The organism is Streptomyces sp. ERV7 (assembly GCF_001653515.1).
In the GTDB taxonomy this organism is placed as follows: Bacteria; Actinomycetota; Actinomycetes; order Streptomycetales; family Streptomycetaceae; genus Streptomyces.
The window spans coordinates 95,401-114,838 of sequence record NZ_LYOY01000029.1; the positions used below are offsets into that span (position 1 = coordinate 95,401).

A 19,438-nucleotide genomic window follows, 5' to 3' on the forward strand; every position below is an offset into this window, starting at 1 on the left:
GGAAGCCCTGGGCACGGTGGACACGCCTTCGGCCGATCGGGCACAGTCCCGCGGCGGGGTGTCACACGCGTCAGCGGGGCGGCGGGCTGTCGTGACGACGCGGACGGGCGCGGGCATGCGCACCCGACGCATCCCCACTGCCCTGCTCCTGCTGCTCGCCTTCGTGGTCCTGCTCGTCTCCATGGCCGCGTCGGTCCGCATCGGCACCACCGATGTCGGCTACGCCGATCTGCTGCGCACCGTCGGCGCCCACGGCGGCCTGGACGTCACGGCGCTTCCCCCGCTGGCCGACTCGCTCGTGTGGGAGCTGCGTATTCCGCGCGTCCTGCTGGCCGCCTGCGTCGGCGCCGCGCTCGCGGTGTGCGGAGCCGCGCTGCAGGCCGTCACCCGCAACGCCCTCGCCGACCCGTATCTCCTGGGGATCTCCTCGGGCGCCTCCACCGGCGCGGTCGCCGTGGTCGTCCTCGGGCTGGGCGCCGGATCCCTCGGGGTGACCGGCGGAGCGTTCGCCGGGGCTCTGTGCTCCTTCGGCCTGTTGATGCTCCTCCTCGGCCGCAGCGGCCTCGACTCGGTACGCATCACGCTCACCGGGGTCGTCGTGGCCCAGCTGTTCACCGCCCTGACCTCGCTGATCCTGATGGCCTCGGGTGACGCCGAGGTGATGCGGGCGATCACCCAGTGGCTGCTCGGCTCGATGACCTCGGCCCGCTGGGACGCCGTAGCCGTCTGCGCCCCGGTCACCGCGGTCGGTCTGGCCGTGCTGTGGGGGAGTGCGCCGGCCCTCGACAGCTTCGCCTTCGGAGCCGACACCGCGGCCTCGCTCGGTATCGACGTACGGACGATACGCACCGCACTGCTGGTGGTGACGTCCCTGATGACCGCGGTGGCGGTCGCCGCCGTGGGACAGATCGGCTTCGTGGGGCTGATCGTCCCGCACGTCGTACGGTTCCTCGTCGGCCCGCTGCACCGGGTGCTGCTGCCGTTCTCGGCCCTTTTGGGCGCGGTCTTCCTGGTGTGGACCGACGCGCTCGCCCGGGTCGCGTTCGCACCGCAGGAGGTGCCGGTCGGAGTGTTCACGGCGCTCCTCGGTGCGCCCCTGTTCCTGCTGGTCCTGCGCAAGCGGGGGGAGCTGTGAGGATCACCGCCGAAGGGCTCACCTGGCGCGCCGGGGGCGTGACCATCGTGGACGGCGTCGACCTGGCTGTCGGCGAGGGCGAGACGGTGGGACTCATCGGGCCCAACGGCTCGGGCAAGTCCTCCCTGCTGCGCTGCCTTGCCGGGCTGCGCACGCCCGGCGCCGGCCAGGTGTGCCACGGCGGACAGGCGATCCACGGCCTCGGCGCCCGCCGCATCGCCCAGCGCCTCGCCTTCGTCGAGCAGAGCGCCGAGACCGACAGCGAACTGCGCGTCGCCGATGTGGCCGGACTCGGCCGCATCCCCTTCCAGGACCGCTGGCGCGGCCCCGGCGCACAGGACCGGGCGATCGTCGCCGCCGCCCTCGACCGCCTCGGCCTCACCGCCCTGGCCGCACGCCCCTGGAAGGAGCTGTCCGGCGGCGAACGCCAACGCACCCACCTGGCACGGGCCCTGGCCCAGCAGCCGGACGCGATCCTCCTGGACGAGCCGACCAACCACCTCGACGTGAAACACCAACTGGACCTGCTGGAGCTGCTCGCCGCCACCGCCCAGACGGTTCTGGTCGCCCTGCACGACCTGTCCCTGGCCGCCCGCTACTGCGACCGGCTGCTCCTCCTCCACCACGGCCGCCTGATCGCCGACGGTCCGCCCAAGGACGTCCTGACCCCGGCTCGCCTCGCCGAGGTCTTCGAGGTCGACGCGGAGATCGGCCCCGACCCCCTCGGACGGCTCGCCGTCACCTACCGAGGCCCCCTGCCCCGGCTGGACCCCCTCCCCAACACCACCACCATGACCGCAAGAGGAGACCGCACATGAACGTCGACACCCTCATCCGTGACGTACTCAAGGGTGAACACGGCCCGAATCCCGAAGAGCTGACCGCCACCAGCGTCTTCTGGATCCACCACGGCACCCGCCTCAAGGGCGGCACCACGACCTACCTCAACCAATACGTCCTGGTCCGCCTCGGCGCGTCGTTCGGGGCCTGTGCCTTCGAGGCCGGGGAGATCGATCCGGCCATCTGCCGGGACGCCTCGGGCAGTTCCCTCGCCGAGCTGCTGCGCGAGAGCCCGCGGCCCCTGCGGATCGCCGCACTCGACGCCTACCTCGCCGAGGCCGCACCGCACCGCGAGACGGCACACGCCGAGCCGGTCACCCTGCCCGCCGGGCCGCCCGAAGTGCGCGCGCGGGCCAGAGACGCGGCCATCGCCGGGCTGCTCGACATCCCGGAGGGCGCCGAGGTCGCCCTGATCGGGGTGGTCAACCCGCTGCTCGCGGCCATCCGCGACCGTGGAGGCGTGCCACTGCCGTGCGACCTCAACCTGCGCACCACCCAGTGGGGCGAGAACGTCACCGACGACATGGACGAGGTACTCGGCGCGGCGGACGCCGTCGTGGCGACCGGCATGACCCTGAGCAACGGTTCCTTCGACACGATCGTCGAACGCTGCCGCGACCGTCGGATACCCCTGGTCGTCTACGCCCAGACCGGCAGCGCGATCGCCCGCGCCTTCCTGGACCACGGGGTGAGCGCACTGTCCGCGGAGCCCTTCCCCTTCTCACAGTTCAGCGCTGACGAGACAACCCTGTACCGCTACCGCTCGCAGGACCGCGTGTGAGTGCCACTCCCACCACGTTCGGCGCCGGGCACGCCCACTGTCACCACGGTGAGATCCTGCAGGGCCTCTTCCTCGATACCCACGGCCGTCGCTGCGAGGCTCTGGTCACCCTGCCGATGCACGGCCTCGGTACCCGGGCTCGGTTCATCCGCCGCCCGGGCACCCCGAGCGAGCACCTCTCGGTCAGCCCGCCCGGCCGTACGAAGGCCCTGCGCGCCGCGGCCCTGGTGCTCGCCGAGTGCTGCACGGACGCGGCCTGCGGCGGCGAACTGCACCTGGACGGCGACATCCCGGTGGGCCTGGGCATGGGCTCATCCACCAGCGATGTCATCGCCTCGATCCGCGCGGTCGCCGACGCCCACGGCGTCCAGCTCACCCAGCAGACCGTCGCCCACCTGGCCGTCCGCGCCGAACAGGCCTGCGACCCGCTGATGCTGGACGGGCGCCCCGTGCTCTTCGCCCAGCGCGAGGGCCGCGTCCTTGAGGCACTCGGCCACTCCCTGCCCCCGGCGGTCGTCGTCGGCTGCACCCTCGGTGGCGGCCGCCCCGTCGACACCCTCGCCCTGCCCCCACGTACCTACCAGGAAAGCGACATCACCGCCTACGCCCGCCTGCGGAACCTGCTGCGCCTCGCCATCACGCACAACGACACCGCACTGCTCGGCTACGTCAGCACACACAGCGCCCGCCTCGGCCAACGCCACCTACCACACCACGAGTTCCCCACCCTTCTGCGGATCGCCTGGCACACCGGCGCCGTCGGCGTGCAGATCGCCCACAGCGGCAATGTGGCCGGCCTGCTCTTCGACCCGGCCGCCCCCGCACTCCCACACCGGCTGCACGGCTGCCGATCCGCCCTGGCCCAGGCAGGAATCCCCACCACCCGCACCTTCACCATCCACCCCACCCCGCAGGAGCCCCCGCATGGACACGCACATCGCCGAAGCGATCGGCCGCCCCGACCTCGTACGCCTCGACGACCGCTTCCTCTGCCTCCGCTTTGAAACCATGAAGGTGGTTTCCGCCATGGCGGCGGTCCGTCACCTCCTCGACACCGGCACCGTACGCCGCGGCGACACCCTCCTCGACAGTTCCAGCGGCATCTACGCCTACGCCCTCGCCCTCGCCTGCCACCGCTACGGCATGCGCTGCCACATCGTCGGCTCCACCACCGTCGACCGCACCCTGCGCACCCAACTCGCTGTCCTGGGAGCCGAGCTGGAGCAGATGGAACCCTGCGGTGACGACCTCAAACTCGACCAGAAACGGCGCGTCGCCCGGATCGAGGAGATCCTGCGGGAACACCCCGAGTACCACTGGATGCGCCAGTACCACGACGACATCCACTACCTCGGCTACCGGGCCGTCGCCGACCGGCTGCGCGCGGAAACCGGCAGCCACCCGCTCACCCTGGTGGGCGGCGTCGGCTCCGGCGCCTCGACCGGAGCCCTCGCCCGCTACCTGCGCGAACACACCCCCGACGTCGAACTCGTCGGCGTCCAGCCCTTCGGCAGCGTCACGTTCGGCGCCGAACACCTCACCGACCCGGAGATCATCATCGCCGGAATCGGCAGCTCGATTCCCTTCGGCAACGTCTCGCACACGGCGTACGACACCATCCACTGGATCGGTTTCGAGGCGGCGCGCGCCGGTAGCGTCGACCTTCTGCGCTCGCACGCGCTCTTCGCGGGGCTCTCGACCGGGGCGGGCTATCTGGCTGCCGGATGGGAGCGCGCGCAGGCCCCGGACCGCACTGTCGTGTTCATCGCCGCCGACACCGGGCACCGGTATGTCGACTCGGTCTTCGCCCGGCACCGAGAAGCGCTCGTCCCCTCCGGTCTCGCACCCCGCACCGTGAGATCCGTCGACGACCTGGCGCTGCCGTGGTCGCGCATGGCCTGGAGCCGGACGCCACAGCCGGGCCGCGCTCGCTGACGGCGAGGTCGCGGTGAGCGGATCATCTCCGACCACGGTGTGACCTCTCGGGGCGGGCGTCGCACGGGCGGCTCGGGTGGTGCAAGGCTGCCGTATTAGTACGGATGTACTGACACGCCGGACTGTACCGATGGCCCGAGCCGGAGTGCCGTGCCCGGCAGGGGCCTCGGCGCGGCTTCGCCCCACTCACAGGCAGGCTAGATGTCCGTATTGCACTGTTCCGGATCGCGGGTTATAGTACTTATGTCCCATACGGATGGGATGCTGCCCCGCAGCTCCCGCCGGACCGGCCCACGCGTGCCCCCTGGCCGTGTCGCCTGTGATGCCGGCCCATCCGCCCGAATCTCCTGGCCGGGGCATACCTGTGCCCCGTGCCTGTCTCTGAAGGAGTGATCCCCGATGAAGGCTCCCGCGATCTCCCCGTGCCTGGGCGTCCCCGACACCCAGGCGGCCGTCGACTTCTTCGAGAAGCTCGGCTTCACCGCCCTGCCCGCAGGCGACGACGCCAACGACGACCTCCGCATCCTGTTGTTCGAGGGCGAGTTCGCCCTCATGCTCTACCACGAGGAGCACCTGCGCGGCTGGCTGCCCTCCCTCAAGGACACCCCCGTCGGCGCGTTCGGCATGTTCTACCTGGCCGTCGACGACTTCGACACTTACGTCAAGAAGATCCGTCCCCTCGTCACGGTGGAGAAGGACGTGATGGAGCACCACGGGCAGAAGCTCTTCTACTTCTCCGACCCCCACGGCTACGTCATCGCCGTCACTCAGAAGCAGACCTGGTGACATCCGCCGTCATGGGCTTTCTTCTGGCCACCCGTCGTCCCCGCTTCCGAAAGCAGTCCGATGTCCACCGCCTCGCGTCGTGTCACCCCCGCTGAGCGCCGTGCCCGCCTGGCCCGTCGCCATTTGCTGACCCCTGCTGCCAGGGTGGCCGGGGTCGAGGACGTCGCGCAGGCGCTGATCGGTCTGCACGCGACCGACCCGGCGACCGTCTTCCTCAGCGCGTCGGCCCGCATGCGCATCCCTACAGTCGAGGACATCGACCAGGCGCTTTACGACCCCGCGGCAATGACACGCCTGCGGTGCATGCGCCGCACCATGTTCGCCGTCCCGGCCGCCCTGGCGCCCCTGATCCAGGCCGCCGCCGCCAAGGACCGCCACCGCCACCGCCCCGAGGCGGTCAAGCGGCTCGGGGCGGCGGTCGGCTGGGACGAGGCCCGCTACACCGTCGCGGAACAGGACCTGCTGGCCGCGCTCGCCGCACGCGGGGAGGCCACCGCCGCCGAACTCGCCGCTGCCGTACCCGACCTGGCCGAGCAGATCGTCACGTTCCCCGGCAAGCCGTACGAGTCCCGCCAACGCGTGTGCGCGACCGTCTTGGGGGTGCTCGCAGCCGAGGGCCGCGTCCGCCGCTCCCGCCCGGCGGGTTCTTGGACCTCCGCCCAGTTCCGCTGGACGACGGCCGACCCCCTGCCCGAACTCCCCGCCCCCGAGGCGCAGGCCGAGCTGGCCCGCCGCTATCTCACCGCCTTCGGCCCGGCCACAGCCGAGGACCTCAAGTGGTGGACGGGCTGGAGCGTGAGCGTCACCCGTAAGACCCTCGCGGCGGCCGACGCCGTCGAAGTCGCCTTGGACGAGGGCACCGGCTACGTCCTGCCCGACGACACCGAAACCGTCCGCGCATCCGAGCCCGCCGCAGTCCTGCTGCCGAGCCTGGACCCCACCCCCATGGGCTGGCGCCACCGTGACTTCTACCTCGACCCCGCCCATACCAAGGCCCTGTTCGACCGTAACGGCAACATCGGCCCCACGCTGTGGTGGGACGGCCGCATCATCGGGTCCTGGGCCCAGCACCGCGACGGCCACATCAACCACCACCTGTTCGCCGACCCGGGCCGTGCGGCCCGCACCGCCATCGCCACCGAGACCGACCGTCTGACCGCCTTCCTCGGCACCACCCGCGTCATTCCCTGCTACCGCACCCCACTCGAACGTGAACTGGCCGCCCAACCACTGGGAACACCGCACTCCAACCGCGCATGAGCGCGGGCGCCGACATACCTCCGCTTGCCCATGATCCTGAAAAGAGGCTTCGACGCCATGGCCGCCGACCAGCCCGCCCGGCGCCGCCGGGACCCGCAGCGCAGAATCGCGGAAATCGCCGAAGCCACCGAGCGTGTCATCGCCGCCCGCGGCATCGAAGGGCTGACCCATCGCGCCGTCGCCGAAGAGGCCCACGTACCTCTGGGGGCGACCACCTACCATTTCGCGACCAAGGACGACCTGATCCAGGCCGCCCTGGAACGCGCCTACCAGCGTTACGCCACCACGCTCGATGAGTGGGCCGCCCACCGGCCGACCCTGACCAGCAATCAGCTCGTCGTGCTGCTCACCGACGTCCTCATGAGCTGCTTCGGGCCCAACCGCGCCTACGAGACCGTCGAACTCGAGCTCTACGTCGCAGCACTGCGCCGCCCTGCCCTGCGCCCCCTCGTCGACAAGTACACCCGGACCACCACGGATCTCCTGCTGGGCTACGTCGACGTGTCCACGGCGCGCGCCGCCACCGCCGCCATGAACGGACTGACCCTGCGCGGCCTGGCCAGCACGCAAGCTCCCACGCGTGATGAGGTCGAGGACATCCTGCGCCGCATCCTCACCCCCAACCCAGCCCTGTCCGCCGCGCCTTCCAGCAGCTAGGGCAGCGCACGTCGACCGAGCGGCGTGGGGCCATCCACCGGTTCCGCACGACGTTCCTGGATGGCTCAATCGGCTCGCCTCCGGATGAGCCGGGTGGGGTACGGAAAGGACGAAGGAAGCCGTAGCACGTGTCCGACTTCCAGGCAGGAGACGGCAATGAGAGCGACAGGCATCGGCGTGGGCCGCAAGGGCCCGGCCCTGGCTGTGTCGGCCATGGCGTGCCGCTCGGTGCGACAGGCACGGCGGGCACTGGCCACAGGCGGGTGGGCCGCGCGACGCCAAGCGCCGCGTCTGACGGTGTATCACCGTCGGGAAGGCGTGCGGCTGGAGCGGGCTCGGACGCACTAGGCTCCGGTTGAGAATCTGCTCGTATCGGCCGTGGCGGGGATGTTTCGGCCCCGCATGACGGCGGGTGCGGTACAGCCGGGGCCGCGCCACACCATTCCGGTCGGCTGGTCTTGCTCATGCCGTCGTCGGAGGAAGGGGAAGCGTGGAGGATCTGCCCGAGTCGGTGACGGAGCCGGACGGTTCCGTGGTGGTGCGTGTGCTCAGCTACAACATCCGCTCGATGCGCGACGACGTCGCGGCCCTGGCCCGGGTGATCCGGGCCTGTCGGCCCGACGTCGTCTGCATCCAGGAGGCGCCCCGGTTCTTCCGTTGGCGCAAGGCCGCCGCCCGCCTCGCGAGGACTTCCGACCTCGTCTACGTGACGGGTGGCGCCACCGCTTCCGGTCCCATGATCCTCGCCTCGCTCCGCGCCCACGTGGAGCACACCGAGGACGTTCTGTTGCCCCGTACCCCCGGCCTGCACCAGCGCGGCTTCGCCACCGCCGTGCTGCGCTTCGGCCGGGCCCGCCTCGGTGTGCTCAGCTGTCACCTGAGCATCAACGACCAGGAGCGCTACGAGCAGGGCCGACTGCTGCTCGACCAGCTCTCCGCCCTGCACGTCCCGCACGCCGTCGCGGCGGGCGACCTCAACGACCGGCCCGACGGCCATACCTTCGGCCTGCTCGCCGGTGCCCTGCAGGACGGCTGGGCGACGAAGCCGTGGGGGCGGGAGCACACCACCCGGCTGGGCGACCCGCTCCAGCGCATCGACGCCGTCTTCGCCACGGACGGGGTTCAGGTGCTGGGGTGCGGAGTGCCGATGGGGCTGACTGGGGTCCGGGAACGAGACCTGCGGGCAGCCACGGACCACCTCCCAGTGCTGGCCGCCGTGCGGGTGCCCGCCACGTAGCACGGGGGGAGACCTTGGGAGGACCGGGCGGGTGACCTCCGTTTGCTGAACGGTCACACCGCCCCAGCACCCGCGCCCAGGCCCCGGTAGACGGCTGTCGGTGTGTCAAAGGCACTCGGGGGTCAGCCAAGTCCGCTCGTAGTTCACCGCGTTCACCGTGACCCGGCCAAAGAAGTGCACGCACTTCGTCGCCGCGCCGTACACGTCGATGTAGCCGGCGTAGTCGTTGTAGGTGCCCGAGTCGTACCAGGAGGTCTGCCAGTCCCCGCGACGGACGACGATCTCCATGTGATGCGCACCGGAGATCCCGTCGCCGGCCCGCGCGCAGTAGGTACCCCCCTTGTAGCTGCCGGAGTACCAGATCTGCATGTACCCGAGTTCCGTGGTGCCGTTGCGCAGGGTCACGGTCTTCCACGTTTGGCCCGGGCACGAGCTGAAGGGTCCGCCGTAGCCGGGCGGAGCGGCTGCCGGATCGGTCGCCGATGCGGTCGGCGCCTGCAGCAGCCCCGCGATCACCACGAGAGTCCCCAGCACGAACGCCCTTCGTCTCGACGTCCGCCCTTTCAGAATCTTCATCTCGTACCCCCGGTTCACCTCGCCCAGGCCGTCATGCCGGGCGCAAGCCCCGACGATGACAGTCACCGACCACGTGGGCAAGGCCCGCGCCGCAGTTGGGAAAACCCGCTTACAACAACAGTCCGGATTGTTGAGCCGCCAACTTTGCTCGGCGGTCCAGCCGGTGGTGTCGGACCCGCGCGGGCTGGTGCTCTGATCGGCGAGGGAGGACAATGGGAGGTGGTCCTCCCAATACCCCCACTCCCTCATGTTCTCCGCCGTGCGACTGGTGCGTCGATTGTTGATGGCGGTACTTCTGAGCACCGCGATCAGCGTGGGACCCCTCGCTTTTACGCCCCTGGCGGCAGCCGGCACCCAGCTGAAGGCGGCGGAGCTTTCCCTTTCCACCAGTGAGGGGCAGCGCGGAACGAGTGTGTCGGTCACCGGCACCGGCTTCGAGACCTGTGGCAAGGCGACGCTCACCTTCGATGGCCAACACGCGACACCTGCGACGGTGGATGATCCCAAGATCTACGGCACCATCGTGGTTCCGCAGGACGCCACCGTGGGGCCGGACCACACGATCGAGGCGACCTGCGACCCGGACGTCGACTCCGGCAACGCCTACCACGCGGAGGCCCCGTTCACCGTGACCAGCGGTGACGACACCACGCCCGCCGACACCCGGACGTTGACGCTCGATCCTGACCACGGACCGGTCGGGACCTCGATCGACGTCCAGGGCACGGGGTTCACACAGTGTTCCGCCAAGAGCGTCGATCTCTACGTGGTTGAAGACGGGACCACCATCGCATCCGGGATCCCCGTGGCGAGCAACGGCGACTTCTCGTACACGGAGATCGTCCGGGAGAAGACGACCCCGAAGACGTACACCTTCCGGGCCGCGTGCACCGGCGAACCGGGCATCTACGCGGACGCCGTCCTCGTCGTCGAGAGCCCCGCGAACCCGGTACTCACCCTCGCCCCCACGCAGGACGCGAAAGGCGCGACCGTACAGGCGGACGGCACCGGGTTCACATGCCCGGACGTCGACTTCCAATGGGACAGCGGAGATCCGCCCTTCGCTACCACCCCCGTCCCGGACTCCCGCGCCTTCACCGCCGAGATCACGGTCCCAGCCGACGCAGAGCCGGGCGCGCACACGATTCGGGCCGTCTGCACGGCCGATCCCGACCAGTACGCCGAAGCCCCGTTCACGGTCACGGACGAGGACGGTACCGAAACGGGCGGTACGCAGACCGGCGGTACGGACACCGGCGGTACGCAGACCGGCGGTACGGACACCGGCAGTACCGGCGGTACCGACAACGCCGGCGCCGTCGCCTGGGTCGTCGCCCCCGCCTCCCTCGGCGCCGCGCTGATCCTGGCCGTCGCCGCGGCCGTCTACTTCGGTCGGCTGCACCGCGGCCCGCGCTGGGTGCGCGGTCACGTTCGCGCCACCCTCCGCCCGGCCGCCGCGACCGCCGACCTGACCGAACAGAGCCCGTCCGGCGAACCCCCCACCCGCACGATCCGGCTCGACCCCCACGCGGACCCCGGCTCTGCGAGCATTGACGAGGTGGACCGATGACCACATTCACGAACGCGACGACGGCCCCGCCCGCCTTGACCGTCCGCTCGTTCCTGCTCGGCGCGGGCGGGGACCTCGACACCCCGCTGCGCGCCCATGGAACGGCTGGTCCGCTGCTCGGCCCCGTGCGCGGCAGGACACCCGCCGCCGACCGGGCCGTCGAACACGAGCTGGCCACCGTCATCGACGACTTCCTCAGACTCGACATGCTCGATCTGATGGCGGACGGCTGGCGCAGATACGCCGCCCTGCGTGATGCCGCGCGCCGCACCCGAAACGCCCCGGGCAGCGAGGAGGTCGTCGCACTGGCGACCCATCGGATCACCTCGGCGCACCGGCCGTACGTCGATGTCTTCGTGGACGGTGTGAAGATCGGCACGCTGGACGTGGAGCTGACCGTGGTCTTCTGGATTTCTGGTCTCGTCTGCGTCATCCGCGACGCCCACCTCATCGGCGTCCGGTCGGGGGAGTGCGGGATCGACGCGAGCCTCGCGGTGCAGGGGGTCACGCTCACCGAGCAGCGGGGCGGCCGGCTCGACCTCCCCGGCGCCTTCGCCCTTCGCGCCCCCGTCCTGTTGCTGCGGGACGAGCCCCCCGACCCCCGCCAGGCCCGGACCGTCCCGGGTGCCGGCACTCGATGATGTTCACCGTGGCCGCCTGTTTCGTAGGCCGTGACGACGGCTTGGGCGCGACTGCGCAGGTCCGGCTTGGGCATGAGCGGTGACAGATGACCGGCCAGTCCACTGTGCAGCACCGCACCGCTCATCCCGTCCGTGTCGGTGAGCGGCCACAGTATGCGCCAGTTCCGCACTTATCTTCCGTGCGGCATCGCCGGGCCGGTAACGTGTCCAGTCCTGGTCGGGCGGGATGCGCCGAAGGCGGTGGGGCATGGATCCGGTGTCGACGGCGTTGCTCGCGGAACTGGCAGGTGGAGCCGGTGGTGCGCTCGGCCACCAGGCGTGGTTGGGGCTCACCGCGCTGGTACGCCGCCCGTTCGGGCACGACCACGACGCGTCCGCGCAGGATCCGGCTGTCAGCACCGGAGAGGCGGAGCTGATCCGGCTTCAGGCGGAGCCCGGGGATACGGCGCGTGCACAGGCGTTGAGCACCGCGCTGGCGACGCGCGCCGCGGTGGATCCGGAGTTCTCCACCGACCTGCGGCAGTGGAATGAACAGGTGGAATCGATGCGTACCCGCGACGGCGACGTCCACAACACGGTGAGCGGCGGCACCCAGTACGGTCACGTGCTGCAAGGGCGGGACTTCTCCGGTCTGACCTTCAACACCACCGCTCCACCACCACCTGCCCCCGGGGCGGAGACGCCGTCGACGCAAGGCTGAGGCGATCGGATACCGCGGAGGTGGACGCCATGCGCGCAACGTCGCAGCATCTGCGGAGTTTCGTGGATCGGCACAGGGTGCTTCGCCACCCCTTTCTCACGTTGGTGTCCTCCGGCAGAGCCGATCCCGGGCATCTCGTCGCCTGGGGGCTTCAGGAACGCCATGTGTCGTACGCCTTTCCCCGGTCCATCGGTCTGTTGATCTCGTGCGCCGATGACTTCCGCATGAGGACGGTGCTCGCGGAAAACCTGTGGGAGGAGTTCGGTGAGGGAAATCCCGACCTGGCCCACGCCGTGCTGCTCGACAACCTCCTTGAGTCGATGGGAGTCGACAGGGATCGACTGGACTGCCCTGCGACCGACGGGACGCTGGCGTTCCTCAAGACGCAGCGCCAACTCACGACGTCGAGCGCCTGGCGAGGCGTGGGAGCCTTCTGTTACGCGAACGAGTATCTGTCGCTCGCCGAATTCCGCCCGCTGGAAGCCGCCGTCCGGTCCCGTTTCCCGTCGGCCGACCTCTCGTACTTCACCGAGAACATGAAAGCCGACACCCGGCACACGGAACTTCTGGAGTCGCTGATCGACGCCGCTGCGGAAGTCCCCTCGAACAGGGCGGACATCGAGTACGGCGTCAGCGAGGCGCTCGACGCGCGCTGCCTGTTCTACGACTCCCTGGTGGCGTCGGGAGACGAGTGACGGGCCATGGGTGCAGAGCATTCCGTGCGCATTTCGTGTGGAGAATGGCGTGACCAACTCGGTGGCCTGTCCGTGGAGTTGCCTGCGGTGCCGCGTCGCGATGTCGCCGCGTTCGTGCGCGGCGCAGCCAGGATGGCCGCCAGGCTGCCGGGCCCGCTTCTGGAGCGTCTGGAGGCGCTGAGAACGGGACAGGACGGCCATGGCTATCTTCATGTGACGGATCTTCCCCATGTACCCGGCGTACTGCCGAGGACGCCTGACATCAGGCCCGCCCCGGTCGAGCGACCTCTGCTTGCCATGGAAGGCTGGCTGTTGGCGACATGTACGGCAATGGGTGTGCCCACCGCCTACCGTGAGCTGTACTCGGGCAGTCTGCTTCAGGACATCTGTCCGTCGCCGCAGGCCCATCCGCTGTCGGCCCAGAGCTCGACCACTGCGCTGCTGCCGCACTCGGAAATGCTCTACCACCGATGGCGACCGGACTTCCTGCTGCTCGCGTGCTCACGCGCGGACCACGACGGCGCTGCGGGGACGACCGTGGCGGGCGCCCGGGCCGCGCTGGCGCTGCTCGGGGCCGTCGAACTGGAGGTCCTGCGCGAGCACCGTATGGCATGTGGGACGGACCTGGCCTTCCGTCGTACGGACGGAACGAGCCCGCGGGCACACGTGCTGGTCGTCGACGGTGTTCCCGCTGACCCTCGGCTCGCCTTCGACCGCGAACTGCTGGAGCCCGGCGACCCATCGGCCCGTCGAGCCCTGCGGGCGTTGTCCGAGGCGCTGGACGAGGTCACCGACACCGTGCGGATGCGCCCCGGTGACCTGCTGATCCTCGACAACGCGCGCGTCGTCCACGGCCGCACGGCGTTCACGCCACGCTGGGACGGCCACGACCGGTGGCTGCACAGGACGTACGCCAGGTCTTGGCCGCAGGGTCCCGCCGGTACGACGGCTGCCGTTGCTTACCAGACCAAGCCGTTCGCGCCCTGCTGAGTGCGGAGCTCCGCCTCGGCCGCGGCACTACGCGCCGCCGCGCCGCACGGCTGCCCTCCGTTCGCGGAAATCAGGGTTGGTGACATCGGGCGAACCGGCCCCTGACAGTACGTCACACACCGCGCGGGCGGCGCGCAGGCCGGCGCGCAGCCCCGCGTCCCGGGTGAGGAAGCCCATCTGGGGGACGGACAGGAAGCGTTCCGGGCCGAGCGCCGTGAGCGCGGCCCAGGCGTCCCCGGGGCCGAGGCCGTCCACCGCGGCCCGGAGGTTCCTGTGCTCGACGGCCCAGGCCAGCGCCACGGGATCGACGAGATCGTGATGGCCCGTGTTCACCAGCAGGGCGCCGTCCCTGCAGATCTCCAGCTCCCGCCTGCCGAGCAGCGGCGGTTCGTCCGCGGTGGGCCCCGGCCGGTGCAGGCTGATCACGTCGGACCGGGAGAGGAGGTCGTCGAGGCCGGTGTACGCGATGCCGGAGGCGGCCTCCAGCGCATGGTTGCGCCGAGGGGAGGTGTACAGCACGCGCATGCCCAGCCCCTGGGCCATCGTGGCGACGCGTGCCCCGATCCGGCCCGCGCCGACCACTCCCAGGGTGCGGCCGCCCAGTTCGCGGCCCTCGGGAGGCGACACCGCGGTGCTCGGGTCGGCCGGGGAATGCCGGGGCCCGATGATGGTGTCGGTGAACGGGCGGGCCAGGGCGAGCGCGAGCAGGACGGTGAACTCCGCGACCGAGGCCGCGTTCTCGCCCGGTGTGTTCGCGAAAGCCATCCCCAAGTCGTACGCCGTGCGCCAGCCGGGCACATAGCTGCGGAAGTCGGTGCCGACGAACGCGACGGCTTCCAGGGCCACGGCTCGTTCGAAGTGGGCGGGCCGCGGCTCCTCGTATCCGCCGATCAGGTACCCGGAGACGCCGTCGAGCGCCGTATGCAGGCCGTCCGCGCCCAGGTGGTCGTCGGTGACCTCCCGCAGGGCGAACCCACGGTCGGTGATCAGGCGGCGGGCCTCTTGCGGCACCACGGCCGTTCCGGTCACCAGGACGATGAGCTGCTCCTTCATGTGCCCTCCTGTGGCATGCGGCCCTGGCCGCCGTCATCGCCTCGGCCGGGAGCGGGCGAAGCGCCGGTTGTCGAGGACGTCATCGCACCCTTACCGCAGCTCGAAGACAATGAGGGACAGCGGCCCGCGCCAGGTGAACTGTCCGCAGACGATGACGCGGGCGTCGTGCACCCGTCCTGGCAGCGCCGCGGCGGCCTGCTCCAGGACCTCCCGCGTCGCGTCGTGCCCGTCGTCGTCGGGTTCGTGCTCGATGATCACCGTCGCACGCCGCGTCATCGCGGCCGCCTGGCGCAGCATGGCCACGGTGGTCGCGGCGAAGCCCGAATCCTTCGGAGCCGCCTTGCGTCCCTGGTCGGCCTCGGCGGCGGCGAGAACGTCGCGAGCCGACGCGGTCAGCCGCGGCGGGGCGCCCAGCAGCGGCGATCGCCGTCCGAACTGCGGCGAGGTGTACAGCACGATGCCCGCCTTCGGGACCGCCAGGCCGCGCCAGCCGACCGGGGCTGTCGCATCCGCGCACACCACCCGGCCGGTGGCGGCGGGGGGCCGCAGGCGCGCGAGATCGCCGGTGACGTCCTCGTATCCGAGCGGAGTTCCGCGCGAGGCCCGTAGGGCCAGCACGACGGCCAAGCAGGACGCGACCGCCACCTCGTCGGCACTGGCGTACGCGGGGAGCATGGCCAGCACCGGCAGCAGGCTCTCGGGGTCGCGGATCGGCGGCAGTCGCCGGAGTATCCGGGCATGGCGGACGGTGGCCCGGCTCTTCGCCAGGCTGACGCAGGCGAGGACCGGGTCGATCTCGATCCCGAAGAACGGCAGGTCCATCAGTCGGGCCGCCATCGCCGAACTGCCTCCGCCGGCGAAGGGATCGACCACGGCTCTGCACGACGGGCCCACGAGGTCGGCGACGACCGCCATCGTCGTGCGGACGTTGGAGGCACTCGCCGTCTGAAACCAGCGGTCCACAGGTTCTCGCGGGTCGGGGTGGTAGCGCTCGGCGTCCAGCGGCAGGGACCGGGGCAGGGACAGGGGCACGGCATTCCTCCTCAACCGATCAGGGACTGGACCTGCCGCGCGCAACCCCACGACAGTGTGACGCCCGAGCCGCCGTGACCGTAGTTGTGCACCACGACGGCGCCGTGGTGGCTGCCGCGTTCCAGCCGTACGCGCGGCCGCACCGGCCGTAGACCGACCCGGAGCTCCCTGACCTCGGCGTGGCCGAGTGCGGGCAGGACGGCGGCGCAGCGCGCCACGATCCGCTCGGCGGCCTCCGGGTCCGGCCGCAGGTCGCTTCTGCCGTGTCTGACCATCCCGCCCAGGACGACGTGGTCGGGGTGGGCGATCCAGTACGTGGGGTCCTCGCTCTCGGGGAAGTCCGAGAAGAATCCCTCGATCCCCGGATTCTCCGTGATCACCAACTGGCCCCAACTCGGCGTCACCTGCCGGTCACCCACCAGATCCCTGGCCCCGAGTCCGGCGCAGTTGACCACCACAGGGGCGATCTCCAGCAGCTGGTCCAGGTCGCGCAACGGGCTGTCCAGCAGCCGAACGGTGGCTCCGGTGGCGAGCAGACGGCCCATCAAGTAGCCGAGGTAGACGGGCATGTCGAAGACCGGGGCCCGGTAGGTCCACCCCCATCCGAAGCCGGGCGGCAGTTCGGACGGGCCGCAGGGGGCGAATCCGCTCACCGAACGCAGCCAGGCCGGCGGCCGCGCCGGCTCGCGCGAGGCTTCGATCCCCGGGGTGATGCGCACGCCGGACCGCGGATCGGCGGCGATCGCCGTCAGGTCCGGCAGGCTGCGCAGGCTCCACTCCAGCACCCTGGGATCGTCGAAGACGTACGGTCCCCACAAAGCCCCGGCGACCGCGGACGTCGTACGCTGGGGTTCGCGGTCGCAGACGACGGTGACAGCTCGTCCCGCCTCCGACAGCACCAGCGCGGTCGTCAGCCCCGCCACCCCGCACCCGACAACGATGACCTCAGGATCCGCTGAGACAGCCACCGCTCCAGATTAGGGATTCGCCCGGATCACAGCCAGATCGACGGACCGTCAAATGCTGTGCATCCAGCCGCTGATGGGCGCGGTAGCTGGTTGACTGTGAGGAGGACACCGCATGGGCGGTGCTCAGCCGCGTACGAGCGAGAGGCCGTGCCGATGGGGGGTGCCGAAGGGCGGGGCGATCGCGAGCCCGACCGGTCCGGGACCACGCGCTCGGAGTTGTCCGGGAACGCCTGGGACGTGGTCCAGGCGCGCGACGTCAGCGGTGGCATCCACTTCCACCACGCCGACCCTGCCCTGGGGCCGAGTCCGCGGCAACTTCCCGCAGACGTGAGGGGATTCGTCGGAAGACAGGCGGCTCTCGACAGCCTCGACGACATCCTGGCCCGTGGCGTCGAGAGCTCGCAGACCGTCGTGATCTCGACGATCGCCGGCACCGCGGGCGTCGGCAAGACCTCCCTCGCCACGCACTGGGCGCACCGGGTCAAGGACCGCTTCCCCGACGGCCAGCTGCACGTCAACCTCCGGGGCTATGACGCGGGACCGCCCGTCACCGCCGATCAGGCGCTCGAACGGTTCCTGCGCGCCCTGGGGGTCGCTCCGGGAGCGATCCCCGACGACCCCGAGGACAAGGCCGCGCTCTACCGGTCCCTGCTGGCCGGGCGGCGCATGCTCATCGTGCTGGACAACGCCGCGGCCGTACGCCAGGTGCGTCTCCTGCTGCCCGGGACCGCCTCCTGCATGGTGCTGGTGACCAGTCGTGACCGGTTGTCCGGACTGGTGGCCCGGGACGGCGCACACCGCCTGGACCTGGATGTCCTCGCCGAGGACGAAGCCGTGCGGCTGCTACGGGACAGCACCCGGGGGCACCGCGGCCCGGACCCCGAGCCCGAACTGATCCAGCTGGCCCGGCTGTGCGCCCGCCTTCCCCTGGCGCTGCGCATCGCGGCCGAGCGGGCGGCAGCCCGGCCGCACATGCCGCTCAGCGAGTTGATCAGTGATCTGCAGGACGAGTCCTCCCTGTGGATAGCTCTCTCGGCGGACGAGGAGGAGGACAGCGACGCGGTGCACACCGTGTTCGCCTGGTCCTACCGTGCCTTGGGCAGCGAGGCCGCCCGGATGTTCCGGCTGCTGGGCCTGCACCCCGGACCGGACTTCTCGGTCCACGCCGCGGCGGCCCTGGCAGACGTCTCCACCGTCACCGCACGGCGGCTGCTCGACTCCCTGGCCGGCACGCATCTGATCTCCGCGTCCGCCTACGACCGCTTTCAGTTCCACGACCTGCTCCGGGCATTCGCCTTCGAACAGGCGGTCAACGACGAGACGCCGGAAGGCCGGGCGTCCGCGCTGCGCCGGCTGTGCGAGTGGTATTTGGAGGCGATGGGGGCGGCTGCCGCGGTGCACGACGCCCAGTACGCCGACGACTGGCATGTGCATCCTGCGCGGACCGATCTGCCGGGGCTTCCGGACGTGTCGGACTACGAGCGGGCCATGGCCTGGTTCACCGTGGAGACCGACAACCTGGTGGCGGTCAGCAGGACGGCGGCCGAGGCGGGCCACCACGAGGTGGCGTGGAAGCTGCCCGCCCTGTTGCGTACGCCGTTCCTGGACCGGCATCCCGTACAGGGCTGGCTGCCGATGGCCGACCAGGCGCTGCGGGCCGCTCGGCGATCGGAGGATCTGGTCGGTGAGGCCGTGACGCTCCTCGGCATGAGCATCGCGCACCGCCAGGCGCACCGTGTCGAGGAGGCCGTCGAGCACAGCCGTGCCGCACTGGCCGCCGCCCGTCAGGTCGACGATGCTTGGCAGACGATCGCCGCCCTGGTCATGCTGGGGCACGCGCTGCGCCTGGGGCGCCGGCTCGACGAAGCCCTGGAGTCGTACCAGGAGGCCCTGGACATCGCCGGAGGGCTGCGGCTGCGTCTGTGGATCGTGTGGGGGCTCATCGGACGCGCCGAGGCGCTGCTCGACTCGGGGTCCCACAGTGAGGCCCGGGCGTGCGTGGCGGCGACACTGCGGGAACTGCACGACGGCGAGAGCCCCGGCGCCCGCTCGGAATGCCTGTGGGTGGAGGCGACGATCGACCGGGAGACGGGCCTTCTGGCCGACGCGGATCGGCATATCGGCCAGGCCCTGCACATGGCGTACGAGACCCGCAACGTCATCTACCAAGGACAGTGCGAGACCGAACTCGGCCGCGTCCGCCTCGCGGCAGGCCGCGCCGAAGACGGACTGGCCGCGCTCCAGCGCGCCGCGTCGATCGGCCGGCTCCTGGGTGACCAGGCGATGGAGGGGACGGCGCTGGACATGACCGGGCAGGCCTACCAGGCGCTGGACCGGCCGCAGGAAGCCGTGCAGTTCCACCGCCTGGCCATTGTGGAGTTCCGGGAGCTCGGCGACGACTGGCGGCTTGCCGGTGCGCTGGAGAACCTGGCCGCGGCCATGGAACGGACCGGCGATACCGCTGCTGCGGCATCGCACCGGCGGGAGGCCGTCGGCATCCTGCGGCGCTACACCGACGCCCGGGCGAGGGCCCTGTGCTCGGCTGTGACGGCTCGGCTGCCTGCTGGATGACGGAGGGCGGC

The 19,438-nt window shown here is 70.9% G+C and carries 19 protein-coding genes; 15 read left to right on the forward strand and 4 right to left on the reverse strand.

The features are described from left to right. Positions 1 to 115: 115 nt before the first annotated feature. The 9 genes from A8W25_RS06700 to A8W25_RS06740 all read left to right on the forward strand — a co-directional run bounded on the left by A8W25_RS06700 (position 116) and on the right by A8W25_RS06740 (position 8,631). Entirely contained in the window at positions 116 to 1,135 is a 1,020-nt protein-coding gene (locus A8W25_RS06700) for a FecCD family ABC transporter permease (RefSeq protein WP_067157488.1), read from the forward strand. Continuing rightward, positions 1,132 to 1,953, forward strand: coding sequence for an ABC transporter ATP-binding protein (locus tag A8W25_RS06705; RefSeq protein ID WP_067157492.1), 822 nt, complete (start codon positions 1,132 to 1,134; stop codon positions 1,951 to 1,953). The genes A8W25_RS06700 and A8W25_RS06705 overlap by 4 nt, the downstream gene beginning before the upstream one ends. Further along, positions 1,950 to 2,756, forward strand: coding sequence for a Rossmann-like domain-containing protein (locus tag A8W25_RS06710; RefSeq protein ID WP_067157495.1), 807 nt, complete (start codon positions 1,950 to 1,952; stop codon positions 2,754 to 2,756). The genes A8W25_RS06705 and A8W25_RS06710 overlap by 4 nt, the downstream gene beginning before the upstream one ends. Continuing rightward, positions 2,753 to 3,760: a GHMP kinase gene (locus A8W25_RS06715; RefSeq protein ID WP_079125872.1), complete on the forward strand. Its 1,008-nt coding sequence runs from the start codon at positions 2,753 to 2,755 to the stop codon at positions 3,758 to 3,760. The genes A8W25_RS06710 and A8W25_RS06715 overlap by 4 nt, the downstream gene beginning before the upstream one ends. Continuing rightward, positions 3,681 to 4,691 carry a pyridoxal-phosphate dependent enzyme gene (locus A8W25_RS06720; RefSeq protein WP_067157497.1) on the forward strand — a complete coding sequence of 337 codons (1,011 nt, stop codon included), beginning with the start codon at positions 3,681 to 3,683 and terminating at the stop codon, positions 4,689 to 4,691. Before A8W25_RS06715 ends, A8W25_RS06720 begins: the two co-directional genes overlap by 80 nt. A gap of 399 nt (positions 4,692 to 5,090) precedes the next feature. Continuing rightward, complete coding sequence (locus A8W25_RS06725; RefSeq protein ID WP_067157500.1) at positions 5,091 to 5,477, forward strand: VOC family protein; 387 nt, start codon at positions 5,091 to 5,093, stop codon at positions 5,475 to 5,477. Between the two features lie 60 nt (positions 5,478 to 5,537). Next, a complete protein-coding gene (locus A8W25_RS06730; protein ID WP_067157503.1) occupies positions 5,538 to 6,737 on the forward strand; it encodes a winged helix DNA-binding domain-containing protein in 1,200 nt (399 codons plus the stop codon). Between the two features lie 30 nt (positions 6,738 to 6,767). Next, on the forward strand, positions 6,768 to 7,394 hold the full coding sequence (locus A8W25_RS06735; protein WP_234386423.1) for a TetR/AcrR family transcriptional regulator: 627 nt from the start codon (positions 6,768 to 6,770) through the stop codon (positions 7,392 to 7,394). A gap of 490 nt (positions 7,395 to 7,884) precedes the next feature. Further along, the gene (locus A8W25_RS06740; RefSeq protein WP_067157506.1) at positions 7,885 to 8,631 is read left to right on the forward strand and encodes an endonuclease/exonuclease/phosphatase family protein; all 747 of its coding nucleotides are present in this window, start codon (positions 7,885 to 7,887) and stop codon (positions 8,629 to 8,631) included. A gap of 105 nt (positions 8,632 to 8,736) precedes the next feature. Here A8W25_RS06740 and A8W25_RS33875 read toward each other — a convergent pair whose 3' ends face one another. Beyond that, positions 8,737 to 9,630 (reverse strand): hypothetical protein, encoded by an 894-nt coding sequence (locus A8W25_RS33875; protein ID WP_158942446.1) that lies wholly within the window; start codon positions 9,628 to 9,630, stop codon positions 8,737 to 8,739. Positions 9,631 to 9,700: 70 nt separating this feature from the next. Between A8W25_RS33875 and A8W25_RS06750 the strand changes: the two genes are divergently transcribed. The 5 genes from A8W25_RS06750 (at position 9,701) to A8W25_RS06770 (ending at position 13,803) form a co-directional block, all read left to right on the forward strand. Next, the gene (locus A8W25_RS06750; RefSeq protein WP_158942448.1) at positions 9,701 to 10,777 is read left to right on the forward strand and encodes a hypothetical protein; all 1,077 of its coding nucleotides are present in this window, start codon (positions 9,701 to 9,703) and stop codon (positions 10,775 to 10,777) included. Continuing rightward, positions 10,774 to 11,418: a hypothetical protein gene (locus A8W25_RS06755; RefSeq protein ID WP_067157516.1), complete on the forward strand. Its 645-nt coding sequence runs from the start codon at positions 10,774 to 10,776 to the stop codon at positions 11,416 to 11,418. Before A8W25_RS06750 ends, A8W25_RS06755 begins: the two co-directional genes overlap by 4 nt. 247 nt (positions 11,419 to 11,665) lie before the next feature. Next, complete coding sequence (locus A8W25_RS06760) at positions 11,666 to 12,118, forward strand: hypothetical protein (RefSeq protein WP_067157519.1); 453 nt, start codon at positions 11,666 to 11,668, stop codon at positions 12,116 to 12,118. Between the two features lie 29 nt (positions 12,119 to 12,147). Continuing rightward, the gene (locus tag A8W25_RS06765; RefSeq protein ID WP_158942450.1) at positions 12,148 to 12,813 is read left to right on the forward strand and encodes a TenA family transcriptional regulator; all 666 of its coding nucleotides are present in this window, start codon (positions 12,148 to 12,150) and stop codon (positions 12,811 to 12,813) included. A 336-nt stretch (positions 12,814 to 13,149) separates the two neighbouring features. After that, complete coding sequence (locus A8W25_RS06770; RefSeq protein WP_158942452.1) at positions 13,150 to 13,803, forward strand: TauD/TfdA family dioxygenase; 654 nt, start codon at positions 13,150 to 13,152, stop codon at positions 13,801 to 13,803. Positions 13,804 to 13,830: 27 nt separating this feature from the next. Here A8W25_RS06770 and A8W25_RS06775 read toward each other — a convergent pair whose 3' ends face one another. From A8W25_RS06775 to A8W25_RS06785, 3 genes are all read right to left on the reverse strand, one after another. Beyond that, positions 13,831 to 14,856 (reverse strand): NAD(P)-dependent oxidoreductase, encoded by a 1,026-nt coding sequence (locus A8W25_RS06775; RefSeq protein WP_067157527.1) that lies wholly within the window; start codon positions 14,854 to 14,856, stop codon positions 13,831 to 13,833. A 90-nt stretch (positions 14,857 to 14,946) separates the two neighbouring features. Further along, a complete protein-coding gene (locus A8W25_RS06780; protein WP_067157530.1) occupies positions 14,947 to 15,888 on the reverse strand; it encodes a hypothetical protein in 942 nt (313 codons plus the stop codon). An 11-nt stretch (positions 15,889 to 15,899) separates the two neighbouring features. Next, positions 15,900 to 16,856, reverse strand: coding sequence for an FAD-dependent oxidoreductase (locus A8W25_RS06785; protein WP_067157533.1), 957 nt, complete (start codon positions 16,854 to 16,856; stop codon positions 15,900 to 15,902). A gap of 216 nt (positions 16,857 to 17,072) precedes the next feature. Here A8W25_RS06785 and A8W25_RS06790 point away from each other — a divergent pair, with 216 nt between their 5' ends. Further along, positions 17,073 to 19,427 (forward strand): ATP-binding protein, encoded by a 2,355-nt coding sequence (locus A8W25_RS06790; RefSeq protein WP_067160724.1) that lies wholly within the window; start codon positions 17,073 to 17,075, stop codon positions 19,425 to 19,427. The last annotated feature ends 11 nt before the right edge of the window (positions 19,428 to 19,438 follow it).

What these genes read in the sequence shown, in the direction of transcription:
- A8W25_RS06700 (WP_067157488.1), top strand. Translation starts at nt 116, where the DNA reads ATGCGCACCCGACGCATCCCCACTGCCCTGCTCCTGCTGCTCGCCTTC.
- A8W25_RS06710 (WP_067157495.1), top strand. Translation starts at nt 1,950, where the DNA reads ATGAACGTCGACACCCTCATCCGTGACGTACTCAAGGGTGAACACGGC.
- A8W25_RS06720 (WP_067157497.1), top strand. Translation starts at nt 3,681, where the DNA reads ATGGACACGCACATCGCCGAAGCGATCGGCCGCCCCGACCTCGTACGC.
- A8W25_RS06725 (WP_067157500.1), top strand. Translation starts at nt 5,091, where the DNA reads ATGAAGGCTCCCGCGATCTCCCCGTGCCTGGGCGTCCCCGACACCCAG.
- A8W25_RS06730 (WP_067157503.1), top strand. Translation starts at nt 5,538, where the DNA reads ATGTCCACCGCCTCGCGTCGTGTCACCCCCGCTGAGCGCCGTGCCCGC.
- A8W25_RS06735 (WP_234386423.1), top strand. Translation starts at nt 6,768, where the DNA reads ATGATCCTGAAAAGAGGCTTCGACGCCATGGCCGCCGACCAGCCCGCC.
- A8W25_RS06755 (WP_067157516.1), top strand. Translation starts at nt 10,774, where the DNA reads ATGACCACATTCACGAACGCGACGACGGCCCCGCCCGCCTTGACCGTC.
- A8W25_RS06760 (WP_067157519.1), top strand. Translation starts at nt 11,666, where the DNA reads ATGGATCCGGTGTCGACGGCGTTGCTCGCGGAACTGGCAGGTGGAGCC.
- A8W25_RS06765 (WP_158942450.1), top strand. Translation starts at nt 12,148, where the DNA reads ATGCGCGCAACGTCGCAGCATCTGCGGAGTTTCGTGGATCGGCACAGG.
- A8W25_RS06775 (WP_067157527.1), bottom strand. Translation starts at nt 14,856, where the DNA reads ATGAAGGAGCAGCTCATCGTCCTGGTGACCGGAACGGCCGTGGTGCCG.